Annotated in this window: 14 protein-coding genes; 7 read left to right on the top strand and 7 right to left on the bottom strand. The window is 36.5% G+C overall.

Annotated elements, in window-relative coordinates:
* Window positions 1-545 precede the first annotated feature (545 nt).
* Together MY04_RS21170 and MY04_RS21165 are read left to right on the top strand one after the other, a co-directional pair.
* Window positions 546-3845: a PKD domain-containing protein gene (locus MY04_RS21170; RefSeq protein WP_158297821.1), complete on the top strand. Its 3300-nt coding sequence runs from the start codon at window positions 546-548 to the stop codon at window positions 3843-3845.
* A gap of 93 nt (window positions 3846-3938) precedes the next feature.
* Window positions 3939-4931 (top strand): Kelch repeat-containing protein, encoded by a 993-nt coding sequence (locus MY04_RS21165; protein WP_066213986.1) that lies wholly within the window; start codon window positions 3939-3941, stop codon window positions 4929-4931.
* A gap of 74 nt (window positions 4932-5005) precedes the next feature.
* Here the strand turns inward: MY04_RS21165 and MY04_RS21160 are convergent, their stop codons facing one another.
* Window positions 5006-5452, bottom strand: coding sequence for a type II toxin-antitoxin system PemK/MazF family toxin (locus MY04_RS21160; protein ID WP_066213983.1), 447 nt, complete (start codon window positions 5450-5452; stop codon window positions 5006-5008).
* Entirely contained in the window at window positions 5445-5678 is a 234-nt protein-coding gene (locus MY04_RS21155; RefSeq protein ID WP_066213980.1) for a hypothetical protein, read from the bottom strand. Before MY04_RS21155 ends, MY04_RS21160 begins: the two co-directional genes overlap by 8 nt.
* Before the next feature lie 110 nt (window positions 5679-5788).
* On the opposite strand from MY04_RS21155, the gene MY04_RS21150 reads away from it, so the two are divergent.
* From MY04_RS21150 to MY04_RS21140, 3 genes are all read left to right on the top strand, one after another.
* Window positions 5789-6247 (top strand): RNA methyltransferase, encoded by a 459-nt coding sequence (locus MY04_RS21150; protein WP_066213977.1) that lies wholly within the window; start codon window positions 5789-5791, stop codon window positions 6245-6247.
* 211 nt (window positions 6248-6458) lie between these two features.
* Window positions 6459-6857 (top strand): transposase, encoded by a 399-nt coding sequence (locus MY04_RS21145; protein ID WP_066213974.1) that lies wholly within the window; start codon window positions 6459-6461, stop codon window positions 6855-6857.
* Window positions 6824-7792 carry an IS3 family transposase gene (locus tag MY04_RS21140; protein ID WP_158297962.1) on the top strand — a complete coding sequence of 323 codons (969 nt, stop codon included), beginning with the start codon at window positions 6824-6826 and terminating at the stop codon, window positions 7790-7792. The genes MY04_RS21145 and MY04_RS21140 overlap by 34 nt, the downstream gene beginning before the upstream one ends.
* 379 nt (window positions 7793-8171) lie before the next feature.
* Here the strand turns inward: MY04_RS21140 and MY04_RS21135 are convergent, their stop codons facing one another.
* The 4 genes from MY04_RS21135 to MY04_RS21120 all read right to left on the bottom strand — a co-directional run bounded on the left by MY04_RS21135 (window position 8172) and on the right by MY04_RS21120 (window position 14478).
* Window positions 8172-9680 carry an alpha-L-fucosidase gene (locus tag MY04_RS21135; protein ID WP_066213967.1) on the bottom strand — a complete coding sequence of 503 codons (1509 nt, stop codon included), beginning with the start codon at window positions 9678-9680 and terminating at the stop codon, window positions 8172-8174.
* Window positions 9681-9771: 91 nt separating this feature from the next.
* On the bottom strand, window positions 9772-11724 hold the full coding sequence (locus MY04_RS21130) for a family 43 glycosylhydrolase (protein ID WP_066213964.1): 1953 nt from the start codon (window positions 11722-11724) through the stop codon (window positions 9772-9774).
* A 100-nt stretch (window positions 11725-11824) separates the two neighbouring features.
* Window positions 11825-13594, bottom strand: a complete 1770-nt coding sequence (locus MY04_RS21125) for a DUF5060 domain-containing protein (protein ID WP_066213961.1) — start codon at window positions 13592-13594, stop codon at window positions 11825-11827.
* Window positions 13595-13596: 2 nt separating this feature from the next.
* Window positions 13597-14478 (bottom strand): family 16 glycosylhydrolase, encoded by an 882-nt coding sequence (locus MY04_RS21120; protein WP_066213959.1) that lies wholly within the window; start codon window positions 14476-14478, stop codon window positions 13597-13599.
* 141 nt (window positions 14479-14619) lie between these two features.
* Between MY04_RS21120 and MY04_RS21115 the strand changes: the two genes are divergently transcribed.
* Together MY04_RS21115 and MY04_RS21110 are read left to right on the top strand one after the other, a co-directional pair.
* Window positions 14620-15330, top strand: coding sequence for a hypothetical protein (locus tag MY04_RS21115; RefSeq protein ID WP_066213956.1), 711 nt, complete (start codon window positions 14620-14622; stop codon window positions 15328-15330).
* 156 nt (window positions 15331-15486) lie between these two features.
* Complete coding sequence (locus MY04_RS21110) at window positions 15487-17157, top strand: T9SS type A sorting domain-containing protein (RefSeq protein WP_084006041.1); 1671 nt, start codon at window positions 15487-15489, stop codon at window positions 17155-17157.
* Window positions 17158-17236: 79 nt separating this feature from the next.
* Here MY04_RS21110 and MY04_RS21105 read toward each other — a convergent pair whose 3' ends face one another.
* Window positions 17237-18205 (bottom strand): NAD(P)H-dependent oxidoreductase, encoded by a 969-nt coding sequence (locus MY04_RS21105; protein ID WP_442899795.1) that lies wholly within the window; start codon window positions 18203-18205, stop codon window positions 17237-17239.
* Window positions 18206-18243: the final 38 nt, after the last annotated feature.

Below are 18243 nucleotides of genomic sequence, written 5' to 3'. Positions count from 1 at the left end.
ATTATCATCATACAAAACAATTAAAAATGATGCTCCAATTGATCCTATTATAGTATGCAAATAATAAAGAAGATCTATTATTATAGTATAAAAATAAACTGTTCTATCTTTATTACTGAAAGATAAATTGTAATAATGAATGCTATACATTTCATCGAAATATTTCTTTAACATAGTCTATTGTGATTTTGTAATTCTCAAAAAATTTTTGTTTTGTTTAGTTTCAATTTTTATAACTTTAAGTTTGCTTGTTCTATTAGAAACAAAAATATTGAATTAATAGCAGACTTCCATTTAAGTTGAAAAAAATCACTTTTCCCCCCTATCCATCCATAATTTTTTCCCTACTACATTACCGTTACCATCAATTTAAAGTGACTGATTAAATATCCCCCCTACTTTATTCGTTATTTCTCGCCTTCTTATTAGTGTAATTTTTACAACTTTGATAAATGAATTAATAACTACGCATTGTTTTATTAGACGTACAGACCAAACACGCTTACTCTTATTAAACAATTCTATCTATCAACTTGATGAAAAAAATGAAATTACTTTACAGACTACAATTACTTCTATTGGGACTGTGCTTACTTTTTTTCGGCTCAGTCAATGCGCAAACTTTTTCAGGGGGAACTGGTACAGCAGGTGATCCTTATCAAATTGCTACCGTTCAAGATTTATTAGACCTTTCAGGAGCTACCGAGATGTGGGGTGCTCATTACCAACTTACGGCCGACATCGATATGGATGCACAGACATTCACTCCAATCGGTTGGAAAGATGCAGGTACAGATCACACATTTAAAGGTTCGTTCGATGGTAACTATCATATCATCCAAAACTTGAACATTACACCGCATGCTGATCAGGCAAAATTAGGTGTTGGTTTTATTGGTTTTATGCAAGGTGGAACCATCAAAAATTTAGGTTTGGTAAATGTAACAGCCGATATGAGACCGGAAGGTATTGAGAGAGTCGGCGGTATTGTGGGACATTCTGAATGGAATGCAACCATCGAAAGCTGTTTTGTTGTTAACGGTAATTTTACTGCTACCGGAAATGTGGGTAGTATCGTAGGTTACTTGGTTGCTAACAAGGTAAATAACTGCTTTGCTGATGCCACTATTAATGCCAATTGGGGACTGAATGGAGGTCTAGTTGGAAACGTTAAAGATTTAGCAGATAATGGAATCATCACAAATTCTGTTTTCTATGGAACTGTTCTTAGAGGTTACCCTGCTATCGTTCCAGAAGCCGATTTCCCTCAAGATGGAAGAGTATTTGATGTTGCTGGATTGTATAGTATTTCTACAACTGGACAAGAAAATACACACCCTGCAGTGACAGTCTTGACACCAAACGCAATGGCTATACAGTCTAACTTCCCGGATTTAGACTTTACTGATACAGGTGCATGGGAGATGAGATCAGGTTCTTACCCGGTACTTAAAGGTTTCCCTGCAACTGCATATGATGATCTTCCATCACTTCTTGCAGTTCCTTTAAAGGTGACCACCGATGGATCTACAGCCCTTGCAGGTGCAAAAGTAATAATCAACGGAAACGAATATACCACTACAGCAGACGGTACAATTGATGCCGTTTTGGTTGCTGGAACCTATGAATATACCATCTCTGCAGATGGCTATATTTCTCAAACAGATAATCTAGAAATGTCAGAAGGTGGACCAGAAAAGGTCATCACTTTAATTGCTGAAGGTGTGTCCACTTATGATGCAGCGCTGACTATCAGAAACAATAAAGGCAATGTAGTAGAAGGAGCAGAAGTACAACTTACAGATGCAAGTACTTTTGATAAGACTTTAACAACAGACGCAAACGGACAGGTAACTTTCGAAACTTTAGTCGCTGGTACATATAATTATTCTATTACTAAAGAATTGTATATCGAGGAAACTGGAAGTATCGAAGTCATAGATCAAAATATTTCTCAGGAAATTGAATTCACTATCGATAACAAGGCGCCAGTCACAATGGTCGGTGATGATCAAATTGTCTCTACAGGAGATGTAGTGTACCTTGATGCCACAGGTAGTTACGATCCTAACGGTGATGAAATGACTTTTGAATGGGTTGAACCATCAGGCATCACTCTTTCAGATGTATCTGATCCTGCACCGTCCTTCACCGCTCCAAATGTAGATGGAGAAGAAGATTTTGTTTTCAAATTAACGGTAAGTGATGGAGTATTGACTTCAGAAGAGGTATCGGTGACGATTACTGTAAAAAATGAAATTGTAAACGGTACAGAGTTATTGACAAACGGAAGTTTCGAAGACGGTTTATCTACGGGTTGGGTAGGTCTAGACGCTTATGCTACTTCTACAGATGTTGATCAAGAAGCTAGTGGTACGACGAGTTTAAAGATGGAAACATCGTCTAAAATTGATGGTGTGATTACAAGTGAGGATGCTTATTTCCCATTAGTTATCGGAAAAAAATACAAATTCTCTGGTCGTGTAAAAGTAGAGTCGATGAATGTTACAGTATTAAACTTCCGTTTAATGCCAGGAGGTCAGGGGAACTGGTTCGATCAAGCAAAGTTTTCTATGACTAAACCATCTATAGATTGGGGCGATATTCAACCCATTATGAATGAGTGGATGGAGTTTGAAAAGGTGATCACCATACCAGAAGGCTTTAGTAGTGCAAATATCGGAGAAACCGTTTTATCTCAATTACATATCCAAAGTTCAGACAATGCCGTTTCAGAAGTTATCTTGTTAGATGATCTAAGTTTGGTAGAATACGATATCGACTTCGTATTATCAGCGGGTGATGATCAAACGGCTCAAGCAAGTGAAACTGTAAGTTTATTAGCTTCACATAACTCAGGTGATGATTTCACTTTCGAATGGACAGCCCCTGATGGTATCACTTTATCATCAACTAATCAATTAGGTACTTCTTTCCAGGTGCCTGATGTTATTGAAGAAACAAAAGAATATACTTTCACATTTACAGCCACAAAAGGTAGTTTATCAGTATCAGATGAGGTAAAAGTAACAGTCACTCCAGAAGTAACAGCTAATGCGGGTGTGAATCAAACAGTCACTGCCGGTGATGAAGTTACTTTAGATGGTTCACAATCTGTGCCGTCATCAGCTACTTTCACTTGGTCAGGCCCTGGAAACATTCAACTATCTGATGTAAACGCGAAGCAACCAACGTTTACTGCTCCTTCTGTTCAAATCAATACAGACTTCACTTTCACATTAAATATTGAATACAACAACGTCACTTCTTCAGATCAGGTAACGATTACCGTACAGCCTGATGGTGAGTTTGTTCAACCAATTGCAAATGCGGGTCAAGATCAAACGGTAGATGCTGGTGATGCGGTTTCTTTGGATGCATCCAACTCACAAATACAAGGTGGTACTTTCGAATGGATTGTTCCTTCTGGAATAACTTTAGATGATCCATCAAGTTTAAATCCAAGTTTCACTGCCCCAGAGGTGGAGGTGATGACAAAATATACTTTTGGTTTGAAGGTAACAGCACAAGATATTGTAGTAGTAGATAACGTGGTGGTGACTGTTCTTCCAATTGAATCGGAAGTGGAAGATCCGACATCAATTCAAGATCAAAAGAAAGTGGTGTTACGCTACTTCCCTAACCCTACTAGTGGAGTGGTTACCTTAGAATTGAATGAAAGAACTGAGGTGATTATTCTTTCTTCAATGGGACAAGTATTAAAATCAAATGTATTGGGTGCAGGAGTACAAAAAGTAGATCTTACACCTTACCATACAGGTATGTATATCATACAATTGAAGAATAGCTCAGCTACTACTAGCTTAAAAATATTAAGACAGTAATCGCAAAAACTAACTTCAAACACACTTATATTTCAAATCAATATTATATACCGGAGTGGAGGATTCTACTTCGGTATTTTTTAATTTTAGATCATGAACAAACTTATATTTATTCTCCCTTTAATTATTGGTTTAAGTGCTCTCTCACTAAAGGCACAAGAACTTGACAAGTTACAATGGTCATCTGTCGATCAACATCAAGTAGTTGGTGGTAGACATGAGACCACCTTTACACTGCATAAAGACAAATTCTATTTGATCGGCGGTCGAGAATCAAAAGCTGTGGAAGTCTTCGATCCATCCAACAATACTTGGAAAAAGTTAGGTGAAGCTCCTTTCTTTATGCATCATTTTCAAGGTGTATCTTATCAAGATAAAATTTATTTTGTGGGTGCCATGAAAGGTAACTACCCTACTGAAACACCATTAGAGCATATTTGGACCTATCAACCAGAAAAAAATGAATGGAAGAAAGAAGGTATCATTCCAAAAGAAGTAAGAAGAGGTGGTGGAGGTGCCGTGCTATATCAAGAAAAGATTTATTTAGCTTGCGGTATCACTAACGGTCACACATCCGGCTGCTCCAACCGATTCGATGTCTACGATTTAAAGTCAAAAACATGGACTCAATTAACTTCAGCTCCTCATTTAAGAGATCACTTTAATGCTATAGTCGCAAACGACAAACTCTATCTAATCGGTGGAAGAAACAGCAGTGTACACCATAAAAACAACTTCACAGCTTTCTTTAAATACACCAATCTTTTTGTTGATGTTTATGATTTCAAAACACAAAAATGGATCACTTTGGAAGACAAACTTCCCTACCCAAGTGCTGCAGGAGGCATTGTTAAACTAAACAACTATTTGATATACATGGGTGGAGAAAATGCCCTACCAAAAGCATCCAATAAAACGCAAGTATTTGATATTACTACAGAGAAATGGTCTCTTTTACCAAATATGTTAGAAGGAAGACATGGAACAAATGCAATTCTTTACAAAGGAGAGGTGTATGTGTTTGGAGGGAGTCCTGTGAGAGGAGGTGGGAGAGTGAATACGATGGAGAGGTTAGGGAGTAGGTAGTAGGGAGTAGGTAGCAGGTAGCAGGTAGCAGGTAGCAGGTAGCAGGTAGCAGGTAGCAGGTAGCAGGGAGCAATTTAGTTTTGGAGAGGGAAACCTAAAAAATAGGCTACTTTTTTATCGATTTCCAACATGACATGTTTTGGTATTGCTCTATGTGTTTTTTTATCCGCTAAAGCCTTATCTAAACGGTCTTTTGATAATGTTGTGATTCGAGTAATCATAGCACTTGAATTATAAGTTAAGTTTCCTAAACCTCTCTCAATTAAATGTCTAAATCGACCACTCATTTGGTATTCAATATTTTTGACAAGCTCTAAATCTCCGTTTTCTTTAGCTATTTCAAGTTGCTTCTCCATGTATTTAGATTCCTCTTGTGTAGTTAATGGAATAACAGTATACGCATCAGGGTTCGTCTTATTATACACGTCTATCTGGTAAACTAGACAAGGTCTCACTTTTCCTGGTTCAGGCCCCTTATTTGGATTCATATCGAACCAATAGATTTTTCCTCTTTCAAGCATCTTTTTCTATAATATCAGAAGCGTTATCAAAATCTATAGAAAACTTTTGATCAAAAGCTTTAATCGCAGCAGCTTCTTTTGCTATCTCATCCTCTAGTTGAGCCTCTCTCAATTTTTCCAACTCAGTTATTGTCAACTCCTTGACAAATTGAGTTGGTTTAATACCTAGAGCTTTAATTTGCTCCAGATAATCATCAGAAATACGTATTGTTATTGTACTTGACATAATCAAAATATTTTGTACACAAATGTACACATTTTCTTTGACTATGTAAAATCACTATTGTTTACTACCAAAACTACATCACACAAAATACTTATGATTATCTTGCGACCATGAATTCAAACTTCGAGAACGAATACTTTGGTATTGGTATACAAAACGGGAAAACTCCAGAAAATTTAGGAGTGTTGTGGAGATCGGCTCAAAACTTTGGTGCAAGCTTTATTTTTACCATCGGTAACCGCTATGCGAAACAAGCAAGTGATACCCACAATGCCGTTAAATCTATCCCCTACTACCACTACGACACTTTCAATGACTTTATAAATAATATCCCTGTTGGGACTAGGATTGTTGGTGTAGAGCTTTCTGACAAGTCAGAAGACCTCGAAACGTTTAAACACCCAAGAAGATGCGTCTACTTACTCGGAGCAGAAGATCATGGACTTTCTAAACAAGCCATGGAAAAAAGTCATTTATTGGTAAAATTCAATTCTCCCAAAAGCCTGAATGTGGCTGTTGCAGGAAGTATTGTGATGTATGATCGAAGCCTGGGGAAAGAGAGGATATAGAAATTAGGAGTTGTTGAATTGACGCTCGCTTTTTTTTAAAGTAATAACTAATAGGGAATAGGGAAGGTATATTTTTGGAGATAGAGTATCAGAAGCCCAGTAATTTATTGCTGGGGATGTGTTGTTTGAAGTAAGAAGTAAGAGGTAAGAGGTAAGAGGTAAAAAGTTGTCATTCCCTGATATAGGTTGACCGTTTTAAAGTAACAAGTTTATGTTAAAAACAGGAAAACACCTTCAGAAAAAGCGAAAATTTTCAGATGATTTTAAAATGAAAGTTGTTCAAGAATATGAATATGGTCAACTTAGTGTAAGAGATTTATCCAAGTTTTATTCTATCAGTACTAAGGTGATTTACTCTTGGATTTATAAATTTTCAAAATATAATAAGTCAGGAATTCAAGTTGTGGAGATGAAAAATAGTCAGGAGAACAAACTAAAGTCACAGCAAAAAAAGATAGAGGAATTAGAACGAGCCTTAGGTCAAAAACAACTGTATTTGGACTTTCTTGAAAAGGTGATAGACTTGGCTAATGAAGAGTACGAAATTGATATAAAAAAAAATTTCGAAACCCTGCAATCTGGTGGTTCCAAGACCACAAAGAAGAAATAAAATTCAGCCTTAATTCTTTATATCGTCTATTAGGCATCAGTAAACAGACCGTCAACAAAAGCAGACATCATCAAAACGCTTTTGAGAGAGAACTTAGTGAACTGATTGTTCAAGTAGATGAGATAAGAGAAGAACATCCAGGTTGTGGGGTTGAGAAGCTTTACATGTCACTTCTTCCTCAAACAATGGGAAGGGACAAGTTTTGTGAAATTTTCATATCCCTTGGCTATAGGGTCTTAAAACATCGGAATTATCATCGTACGACCACTCCAGGGAAGATCCGATATGATAATTACATAAAAGGTATGGTTGTAAATAGACCTTATCAAGTGATCCAAAGTGATATCACTTATTTTAGTATCAAGGGGAGGTTTTATTATTTAGTATTCATTATAGATATATACACGAAGGAAATTGTAGGATATAATGTTAGTGATAATTTACGTTCATCATCCAATGTTTTAGCATTAAAAATGTTTCTAAAAAACTGTTCATTTAAGAAAGGGGATATTATCCATCATTCAGATCGCGGAAGTCAATATACTAGTACAGAATACCTTGAACTATTACAGGATAATGGTATAAAAGAAAGTATGGGGGAATGTGCTCAGGAGAACTCTTATGCTGAACGTATCAATGGAATAATAAAAAATGAATACCTCAGATACTTTAAGATCGACACCTACAGAAAGCTAAGATATAGGGTAAAAAGAATAGTCACTAATTATAATCATAAAAGAAAACATCAGACCTTTAAAAAAATATATACACCTTTAGAGTATAAAGAAAAAGTCTTAAATTTAAGAGAAGATCAAAGACCTTTGGTCATTGTTCATGCACATCAAAACTATAAAATCAAGAAGACTTTATGTCCCCTTGATTTTAGTATAAAGGACAGTCCTAAAAGATATCACTGTCCAATTAGTTTAAAGTAAAAGTAGTACCAAAACGGTCAACCCTATTTAGGGAAGTACAAGTAAGGGATGAATTTTTATTAATCGATTGGTTGTTAATCTTAATGATATATTTTACATTATACAAAAAAGAAAATTAAAAATTCTCCTTTCCGAGGTCGGGAGACCTCTAACGTTTTCAAGGCACAAATGACGCTGTCGCTTAACATTTGCGCCAGAGGGACGAACCACCCACATCACCCCTCAACATCTCACGTTTTTCATCTTTAACTTTTCATTTTTAATTTATAATCCCCCTCGCTCTTCACTCTTCACTTTTCATTCTTCACTTGTAAAAAAAAGCCCTCAGGACCCCCCAAGAGCTTCTCTGCAAAAACCAATGTTTTTACCTCCCTTTTTTTTACATCACTTGTCCGGATAATTCAATTTTGAAAGCGAAAGCATGTGCTCCAACTTTCTCAGGTAATTGAATTTTCAGACCTTCTTCCTCAAGAGAGTAATTAAGTTTGGCATCGCTGCCCAATAGCTGAATTGATTTAATTTCTTTGTCTAGGATATTTTGAGATTTACCCAAGCTTTTCACTAATAAGTGATCTTCTTTTGGCCAATCCAAAGCAATTGCATACAAGTTGTTTCCTTTTGTAGTGAAACGAATATCTTCTGCAACAGCCTCTTTGTTTTTGTGTTCGCTTAAGTGACCTTCCTTAATTTCTTGAGGACCTTCACCGTAGATTTTAAACGGACGAGTATCATAAATTGCTTCTCCGTTGATGGCAAACCATTGACCCATTTCTTTTAAACGAGTGACTACTTCCTGAGGGATTTCACCATTGGCTTTTGGAGGGATGTTCAATAATACCGCCCCATTTTTTGATACTACATCAACTAAAAAGTCCACCAAACGATTGGTCGATTTGTATTTCGGATCGTTGATATGACACCAAGCTTTCCAATCGATGGAATCGTCAGTTAACCAAACGAAAGGTTGTTTGTCTTTCATTCTAGAACGCTCTAAATCCAATACCGCAGTGCCTTCTTCAAGATCGTGGAATTTGTATGTACAAACCACTTCTTTTCCCCACTCTTGTGCTTTATTGTAGTAATGAGCTAGGAATTCTTTTCTGTAATCCTCGCCGATAATGTCCATACGGTTGTCGAACCAAATAATGTCTGGCTCGTATTTGTCCATAATCTCATCCAAACGAGCTAACCACTCTTTGTTGAACTTCTCATCTGGAAGCGGATCACTTTTGGTTTCGGCCATGTTAAATGTTCCTTTTGGAGTCCAAGGACCATATAATCCTTCGTATTGAGGATCGCCAGCATCTGTATTTTTATCCCATGTAGTGTACCAAGCGTACATCCAATGTCTGTGGTAAGTGGCAATAAACTTCATATCTTGACCTTTTACCGCCTTTGCCATTTCACCAACGATATCTTTCTTAGGACCCATCTGTACAGCATCCCAATCTGTTAATTCAGAATCCCACATCGCAAAACCATCGGCATGTTCTGCTACTGGACCTGCAAACTGAGCACCCGCTTCTTTAAATAATTTCGCCCATTCTTCAGCATCAAAATGTTCTCCTGTAAACTGTGGAATGAAATCTTTATAACCAAATTCACTTAATGGGCCATACGTTTCTTCGTGGTATTTACGCACCGGATGTCCTTCATTATACATATAATGCGAATACCATTCTGTCTCGTGTGCCGGCACCGAGTAAGGGCCCCAGTGGAAATAAATACCGAATTTTGTATTTTTCCACCACTCCGGCACCTCATATTGAGATAGCGATTCCCAATCGGCCTCGTATTTAATTTCATTTTGCTGTTGTACAGCTTCTTTAGGTGAACATGCAGTCAATAGCCCTGCCAATGCTCCCATGATTAAATATTTCTTTTTCATTGAATATATTTCTGTTGGATTGAAACCTAATTTGGAGGGGAAGTTCGATGAGAAATAAAGCAATAAATATTTCTCATCGAACTGGGAAGAATTAGTTAAACTTAATGTCAGCTAGGTTACATAAGAAGCCATCAGCACCTTTAAACACTACAAATAATTTATCTGTAGAGTTAATTGAAGCAGCTACTTCTGATGTCAAAGATGACCATTCCTGCCATCCACCAGTCGATTTGATATCGAACCTTGCTAGCATCTCTCCGTTCACACTGTTCTTTCTTAATTCGATAGAACCTCCATCATTCACCGATGCCATATTAATCGTCACTTGTTTTGGTTGACGGTCAAATATCAAGTTGTTGTACATCACGTAATCGCCATTTTCTATGTAGCCGATATTCTGACCACCAAGACGACAAGACTCTAGGTTTACACCTTCTTGATCCGAGAAATTTGAGGCTTTAAATCCGCCAAACGCATTGTACATTTTCTTTGCTTTATCAGAAGTAAAAGCAATCACATCACCTTCCTGAACATTAGTAAAATCTTCTGATAATTCTCCGTTGATATAGCATTTTCCTTTTACTAAAGCATGCTTCGATAATTGAGGCGTTTCTGCTTTAAACTCTTTCAAAGTATAAAGTTTATATGCTTCGATATTCAATCTTTGATGCATCTCGTTGAATAACTTTAAATCCGGAGTTTTACCTACCAATACTTCATCCTTCTTCATGAATTGTATCCAATCCAAAGCCAATCCTTCTGTATTTCCTCTAAAGATGAAGTTCAAATCCTGCATGCCTTTTGTTTTGAAAAGTACATCCGTTTTTATCAATCTCCACTCCCCTTCTTTCATTTTAGGAATCTTGAAAGTGGCCATTTTTTTATTACCTACAAATAGATCTACCTCTGCTTCATTAATAGCACTTGCGAATAATGCTACTTGAGTAAACTTCTCTTTTTCGAAATCGATGTCTTTAATGGCTAACTTAGTGTGCTCAGAAATTCTTTTCACTACCCAATTTGGTTGTTCTGCTCCCGTTTTCTCCACTTTAGCATTTTCCATCACACTGTATTTATCTACCTGAATGGCATCTTTGGCAAACATCTTACTGATACCTCTGTATGTTGCTTTAATCTCAGGGATGTTGCCTTCTTCATCGAAGTATACTCTATCGGCACAGATTGATCTTCTATGTTTGTTACCCGACAAATCCATATGATGATAGAACAAGAACCACTCACCTTTATATTCTACAAATGAATGATGGTTGGTCCAACATCCATCTTTCCAACGCTCTAATACTTTTCCTTTGTATGTAAAAGGTCCTTTTGGACTATCACCTACAGCATATGCAATTTCTTCCGATCCACCCGGTGCATGAGGGAACGTGAAATAATACTTTCCTTTACGCTTAAACATAAATGGACCTTCTTTATATTTTGGAGGTAAACCTTGTACTACTTGAGGTTTCGTTTTAATGGTTTTCATATCTTGGTTTAACTCCACCCAAAATAGCTTTTCACCGCCACCATAGTAAAGGTAAATTCTGCCATCATCATCGATAAATGCATTGGGATCGATACCTTCAATACCTTCAATGTAATGGGTTTCTGGAGTGTAAGGACCTGTTGGCGTATCTGCTACCGCTACACCAATTCTTCTAAATTTACTTTTATCCTTTGGCATTGCAGGGAAGTAGAAATAATATTTCCCATCTTTTTCAATACAATCAGGAGCCCACATTCCGTAGCTGTCTTCCTCTACCCAAGGCACAGTGTTATGTGATAGAATTTCGCCATGGTCAGTCCAATTCGTTAAATCCACCGTAGAGTACACATGATAATCAGGCATACAGAAACCATTATTCCCTTTGATCTGTGAACAAGTGGTATCGGATGATGGAAACACAAATAACGTATCGTTAATGACTCTTGCAGTTGGATCTGCAGAAAAACGATGTGTAATAAATGGGTTTTGTGCTTGGGCTAATGCGCCCCAACATAACCCAATAAGCAATGTTAATTTTCGTAGATTAATGTTCATAATTAATATTCATTTCAGTCAAAAAAGTATTTTTTGAAGGACGTTGCCCTGCAACGCCCGTACAAAAACTCATCAAGATTAGAATCTTTTATGTGATAGATTAAAGTTTTCGAACCAAAGCAACCCAATCATCATCAAAAGTTGGAGAGCTACCCAAGGCTACTTTCTGCCCTGCAGTAATCACTTTCACCTTCGTTTTTATCAAGTCGCCACCTGTTCTTGGATTGTACCATCTTACAGAATATTTCCCTTCTTGATCCGATAAATCAAGTACAGGATTTCCGCCCTCTTTCAAATAGACACAATACGTATCACCTTCTTTAGCAAATACATAACTATCTTTACTATCCACCAAATTGTTTTTGGCTTTCATCTCTGTAAACGGTAAGTACTCTTGGAAAAAAGAAGTCGCTACATAGGTCATGTGCCAAATACGATCTCTCGATCTCCAATCCTCACAGTTTAAATCGTTATGAGGAAACTTGTATCCGAAGTAATGCTCAATACCAGCACCACCTGCCATCAAATTGGCCCAAATCACATCCTTTCTAACAGTATCTTGTTGTGCAGGGTAATCGTCAGGCAATACACCATGACTTGCAGGTCCAATCTCGTCTAACCAAATCACCCACTTTTTACCTTCTTTAGCAGATGCTTTTCTCCACTTCTTAGTTACTTTATATGTATCCTCTAAATGGTGTACTTGGAAAGAAATACCATCCAATGATTTATTTCCTAATAGAGGAGTTACTGTATTTTCGTGATCTTTAAGAGACGGTAATGTATGAATCACCACCGGGTTACCATAAGGATCTAAATTCTTCATATACGTGATCATAGTATTACGCATTTTTGCCGTCTGACCTACAGGTGACCAATTCGTGATACCGTTCTCTTCACCCATGTTCCAAATTATACCTGGGTGATGTGCAAAACGAGCCACTAATTCTCTGTAATACAATTTTCTTTGAATTCCAGTGTAACCGATATCCAATAGATTTTCGTTTTCAGTTTCTTGAGTAATTACGTGTTTTACCAAACCCACTTGATCCATATGAGTAAATACTTTTTCCCACTGGTCTAGCTTACTCACGTTAAAGCGGTAACGTTCAAAACTTTCCGTCCAAGGCCAAACATTATTACCATCACCTTGTACGTTCATTGTAAGGAAATAAACTGTATTTATTCCAGTTGAAGCCATGTAATTCATTGCTCCAATTAGTGCTTTTCCTTTTCCATCTTTCCAAGTCACATCTCCTTCCTTCCAATCTTGAATATGGTTTTCGAATTTGTGCTTCTTTGGTGTTTGATCAAATTCATGATACCCTAAAAGATCTTCTGGAGAATTTACACCACCTTTGATGAAATATTCTTTGTTGCCTTCAAATTGAAGGTAATGTGTATCTGTAGGTAGTAAGCGACCTTTACCTCTCAAATCTCTACCTGATTTATCCGTTTGATCTACATTAAAAGATCCTTTTGTTCCATCAAAAGATACTTTTTCAGCTTTAGATATATCATCGGCCACTGCTATATTTTTCCCCTTCACAAAAGAGGCTTTGTAAGACCACTCACCTACCTTGTTAGGAGTAAATCTCACTTTCCATTTGTTCCCTGCATCTGCACTTGTTTCTCCAGCATTTCCGTCGGCAGCATAAAACCCAGGAATCACAAACTGTACATCTCCATTTGTAAAGGTGACGTCCAATCTGTAATCCAAAAACGGATTAACAGGGTCTAATTCTGAAGTTTCAGGTCCGTCGAAAGTAATACTTACTTTATGACCTACTTTTTGATCTCCAGAAATAGTTTGTGCATTCGATAAAATGCCTGTTGTTAGTAATAAAATGATTAATAAATTGGTTCTCATTGCTATTGTTGTTTGCTTTCCCATACTCTAAAATACTTCACACGGAACTCTTCATTCAATCGATTATCATCTGGCAAGGCTCCAAACCATTTGTTTGATTCGTTATTGAAGTTTACTTCAAGTGGTTGATGCCAATGTGTGTTCTTCGCTTCTCTAAATAATACTCCATCAATGTAAAAACGGATGTATTCTTTCGTCCACTCCAAACCCCAAACATGATAATCTTTCTGTAATTCCACAGGTATGTAATATTTCTTCGTTCTTGAGAAATGTTCTGTTACGTTTCCTTGATCTTCTGGTGCTCTAAATACGTGAATATTTGAATTTAAATCGTGTCTATTGTATTCAACTCCCGGGTCATTTTCACAAATATCGATCTCAGTCCACCAATCTTGGCTCACATTTGTCATCCAAAAACCCGATACCCATGGAGCATCCATTAATTGCATTTCTGCTTCAAAATAACCGTATAAAAACTTGTTCTTGCTTTTAATAAAGCCCGATGTATGTGTATATCCTTCCGGCAATTCTTCCTCTCCATGCTTATTGATTCTAAATACTGCTTCACCATTTTCTATGGCCACATTACTTCCATGGAAATACGTTGGCTGACGTCCCTTCCACTTCGGATTGTTCGGATACCATCTTTTTTCATTGACTGCTTTTCCATCGAACTCATCAGAGAATTTCTTCAACAATTTCCATTGCCCATCGTTGTTCTGATCTGAAAGTGGGAATTTATTGTTTACTCTTTCAACAGCATTTTCTATCGCTACTGTATCCACATAATTTTTTGGTGGTATCGTTAAATTCTGAGCATTTGCTGATATCACTCCTAAAAAACAAAGACCGAAGAAGGTCAATAAAAATTGGTTTGTTTGCATGTTTATAAGATTAATTTCATTTCGAAGCTAAGGTAATTATTGATTACTGAGGATAAAGTAAAAAAATTATCGTTGAAGGGGGGTGAATTTTAAATGGCATTATTTTAGACTCTATATCCATAAATACTTGATAAAACTACTATGAAAAATTTTCAACATTTAAGAAAAGTACTTTTGGGAAGTGCGATCCTATGTACTCTATTTACAAGCTGTAGCGAAGACGAATTAGCCAATCTTAAAGACTCTAATGCAGTATTTCAAGAACAAGAAGGGATGATTGTAGTTGAAGTAGAAACAACTCCTGCAGAAGAAGGGTGGACAGAAAATACGGCAACGGCTGGATTTACCGGCACTTCATATTACCAAAATTCTGGTGATGCTCAAATGAATAATCCGGGTGAATCTATTCTGGAATATAGTGTTCAGATAAACACTCCAGGCACCTACCGTTTCATTTGGCACAACAAAGTAAATGAAGGTGATAATACCACAGAAGCTAATGACAGTTGGTTGAGAATTCTTGGTGCACATGATTTTTTCGGGAAGAAAAATGCCACAGTAAAATATCCAAAAGGAGGGACGATGGTACAGTCAGATAAAATAGTGAATGGAAGTTCTAAAGATGGCTGGATGAAAGTCTTTTGTTCTGGAACATTAGATTGGAGTTGGGCCACCAGAACAAGTGATCATGAAGGGTTAAATATCTATGCTACTTTTAACGAAGCTGGAACGTATACTGTGCAGATTTCTAGAAGATCGACAGGGCATGCGATCGATCGGTTTGTTTTGTATAATGAAGAAATCGTTTCTAAGGAAGAGGCGGAGGATTTATCAAATCTAGAGTCTAGATAATTATCATTCCCATTTACTTAAGGCAAATTTTAAATCATAGAATTTCAATAAACTTTTAATCTTACCTAATTTATGATTATCATTGCTCTGTAGCAAAACTAAATCTACACTTTTAACTATTTACCCTCAAATAGGTAAAGCAAACAACAATCTATCATGTATCAACTGACTAATAAATATGGCATATTGTTATGTCTTATTTTCCTTCAATTTATATTTACTTCAAACAGTTATTCCCAAACATATCATGGTAAGGAAATGCTTGTCAATGGTGATTTTGAGCTCCCTTTGAGTGTCGGGTGGTTTGGTGTAGCTGATTTTGAAATAAGCAAAGAGGTAGACCCAAATTCAAGTGGCAAAAATAGTCTTCGAATACAAACTTCTACTGGGATAGAAGCTGTTATAACACAACAAAATAGTTTCTTTCCTATTACTATTGGAGAACAATATATTTTAAGTGGTCGATTGAAAGTATCAAATATGTCCTCTTCGGTTTTTATACATCTTATTCCTGCTGGAAATTCTGTCACAGCATCAGATAATAGGGTTGAAATAAAGAAGCCTGGTGAAGTTGGCGGAGATGTACAAGGACAGGCTGATCAGTGGGTCTATTTTGAAAAAGTCTTTACGATTGATCCTCAATATATTGAAAATGGAAATGATGGTGATGCAGTATTAAGTCAACTTCACATCAACTCATCATCTGGAAATGGAGAATTTGATATTTACTTAGACGATTTTTCTTTAAAACAATATGATATTACACCTAAAGTAAATGCAGGGAATGATGTCGCAACGCAAGCAGGAAATGAGGTGAGATTAGCTGGAAATATGAATACGGATGCTCCTTTTGAATTTACTTGGACGGCACCCGATGGCATTATATTATCGAATACGGATCAGTTATCGACAAGTTTTACTGTTCCGGAAGACGCTCCTTTGGATACTGAATATACCTTTACTTTAACTGCTACAGATATGTTCACGAGTATTTCTGATCAAGTGGATGTTATTATTATTCCTGATGTAATAGCTTCTGCCGGAGAAGATCAAACTGTAGAATCAGATAGTGTGGTGACTTTAGATGCCTCGAAGTCTTTACCATTAAATTCAACCTTTACTTGGTTTACTCCTTTGGAAATTCAATTGGATGATTACACTGGGGTTAAACCCACATTTGTTGCTCCTGAAGTAGAAAATGATACCACTTTTATCATCACTCTTACAAGTAATTACAAAGGAGTGACATCAAATGATACGGTGGAAGTAACTGTACAACCTAAACCACCTTTGTTAGCCATTGCACATGCGGGAAGCAGACAAATAGTGAATGCCGGAGATACCGTGATGTTGGATGCTTCATTATCAGAATTACATGAAGAAGGGTATTTAAAATGGAATGCTCCAGTTGATATCATATTATCAGATCCTAGTCATATGCAACCTACTTTTGTTGCTCCTCAAGTGCCTACTACCACGAATTATAGCATTGGTTTACAGGTTTTCTATGAGGATCAGATCGTAACGGATCATGTAATCATTACTATACATCCTGTGAAAGTAGAGGTTGAAATACCAACTTCTGTGGACCAGATTGATAAAATTATTCGAAAATGCTATCCCAATCCAACAAATCAATATGTATATATTGAAAGTATAGATCAATCTGTATTATCTATTTATTCTTTGACAGGAGAAAAGTATAAAGAGATGAAATTAACTGAGGGGAAACATCAAATTGATCTTAGTGATCTGAGGAGTGGGGTGTATATCTTTAAGTTTAATTCGGATCGCTCTGCCGGACAGGTGAAGGTGATAAAGAAATAACAGCTTATTACTTGATAAACAAGAGAGGCTATCTTATACGTACCTATGAGATAGCCTCCATTTTTGTATCAAATTTTGCTTACAAAGGTCTTACAATATACTCTCTAATCTCTATTTTTCCATTGTCTGATATAGCCAATTTCCAGCTTTCTTCCACTTTCATTTTCAATTGTTCTCCAGATGTGGTGTCAGCTTCTAGATCAATGCTTAACTGAACATCAAATAGTTCTTGTTCTTTGGTGACCTCTATTTTTTCAATGGTGTGTGTATTGTTAGGCTTGATGATTTTTCTTGTTTCAGCATACCAATCACTAAATCCTTTTTGACCTTCAAATCGTCCTTCTGGAAAAGTGAATACCGATTGATCTGATATAAAAGGATGAAAGAATTTATCCTCTGACATGATATCAAAATTAGAGAACCACTCCTTTACAAATCCTTTGATAATACCCTCTGCATTTTTTTCTTTAAGACCATTGATGGTATCAATAACTCTTTGGGATTGTTTGGCTGCACGTTCTTCTACGGCCTCAATAGAGTTGTATACGCCTGGAATGTAAACCATACCATGACCATAAATCGGTTTTAAGAAATTCATCTGAGCCAAATAGGCTGTTTGCTCCATTGGTTTTGTGAAATCCTCAATTTTAAAGTGATTATAACCTGTTGGTGAATACGATTCTTCTGGCCCTCCAACCGTAAAACTTAGTAAGAAATTTTTCCCTTTTAATTTATCTCCCTTAGATCCGTAAGCAAAGTTATACGAGAATACCTGGTCGAACCATACTTTTAAAATACCGGGCATGTTGTACCAATAAAATGGGTATTGGAAAATAACATTATCTGCTGCTAATAACTTTTGTTGTTCTTCCTCAACATCAATTTTATAATCTGGATATAAAGAATGAATATCGCTTACCTCTACGTTATCAATATTTTCTTTTATATCGTTTAAAATCTTATTGTTTGCTATCGATTTCTCTACTTCTGGGTGGGCTAAAATGACTAATGTTTTCATGTTTCTTTTTACTTTTAGTTGTACATACAAGTTAAATATTTTTATAAAAGGGATTTTAATATCCCTTT

This window comes from Flammeovirga sp. MY04 (assembly GCF_001682195.2).
In the GTDB taxonomy this organism is placed as follows: Bacteria; Bacteroidota; Bacteroidia; order Cytophagales; family Flammeovirgaceae; genus Flammeovirga; species Flammeovirga yaeyamensis.
Note: the sequence above shows the minus strand (reverse complement) of the source record. Positions and strands in the feature narration are given on the sequence as shown.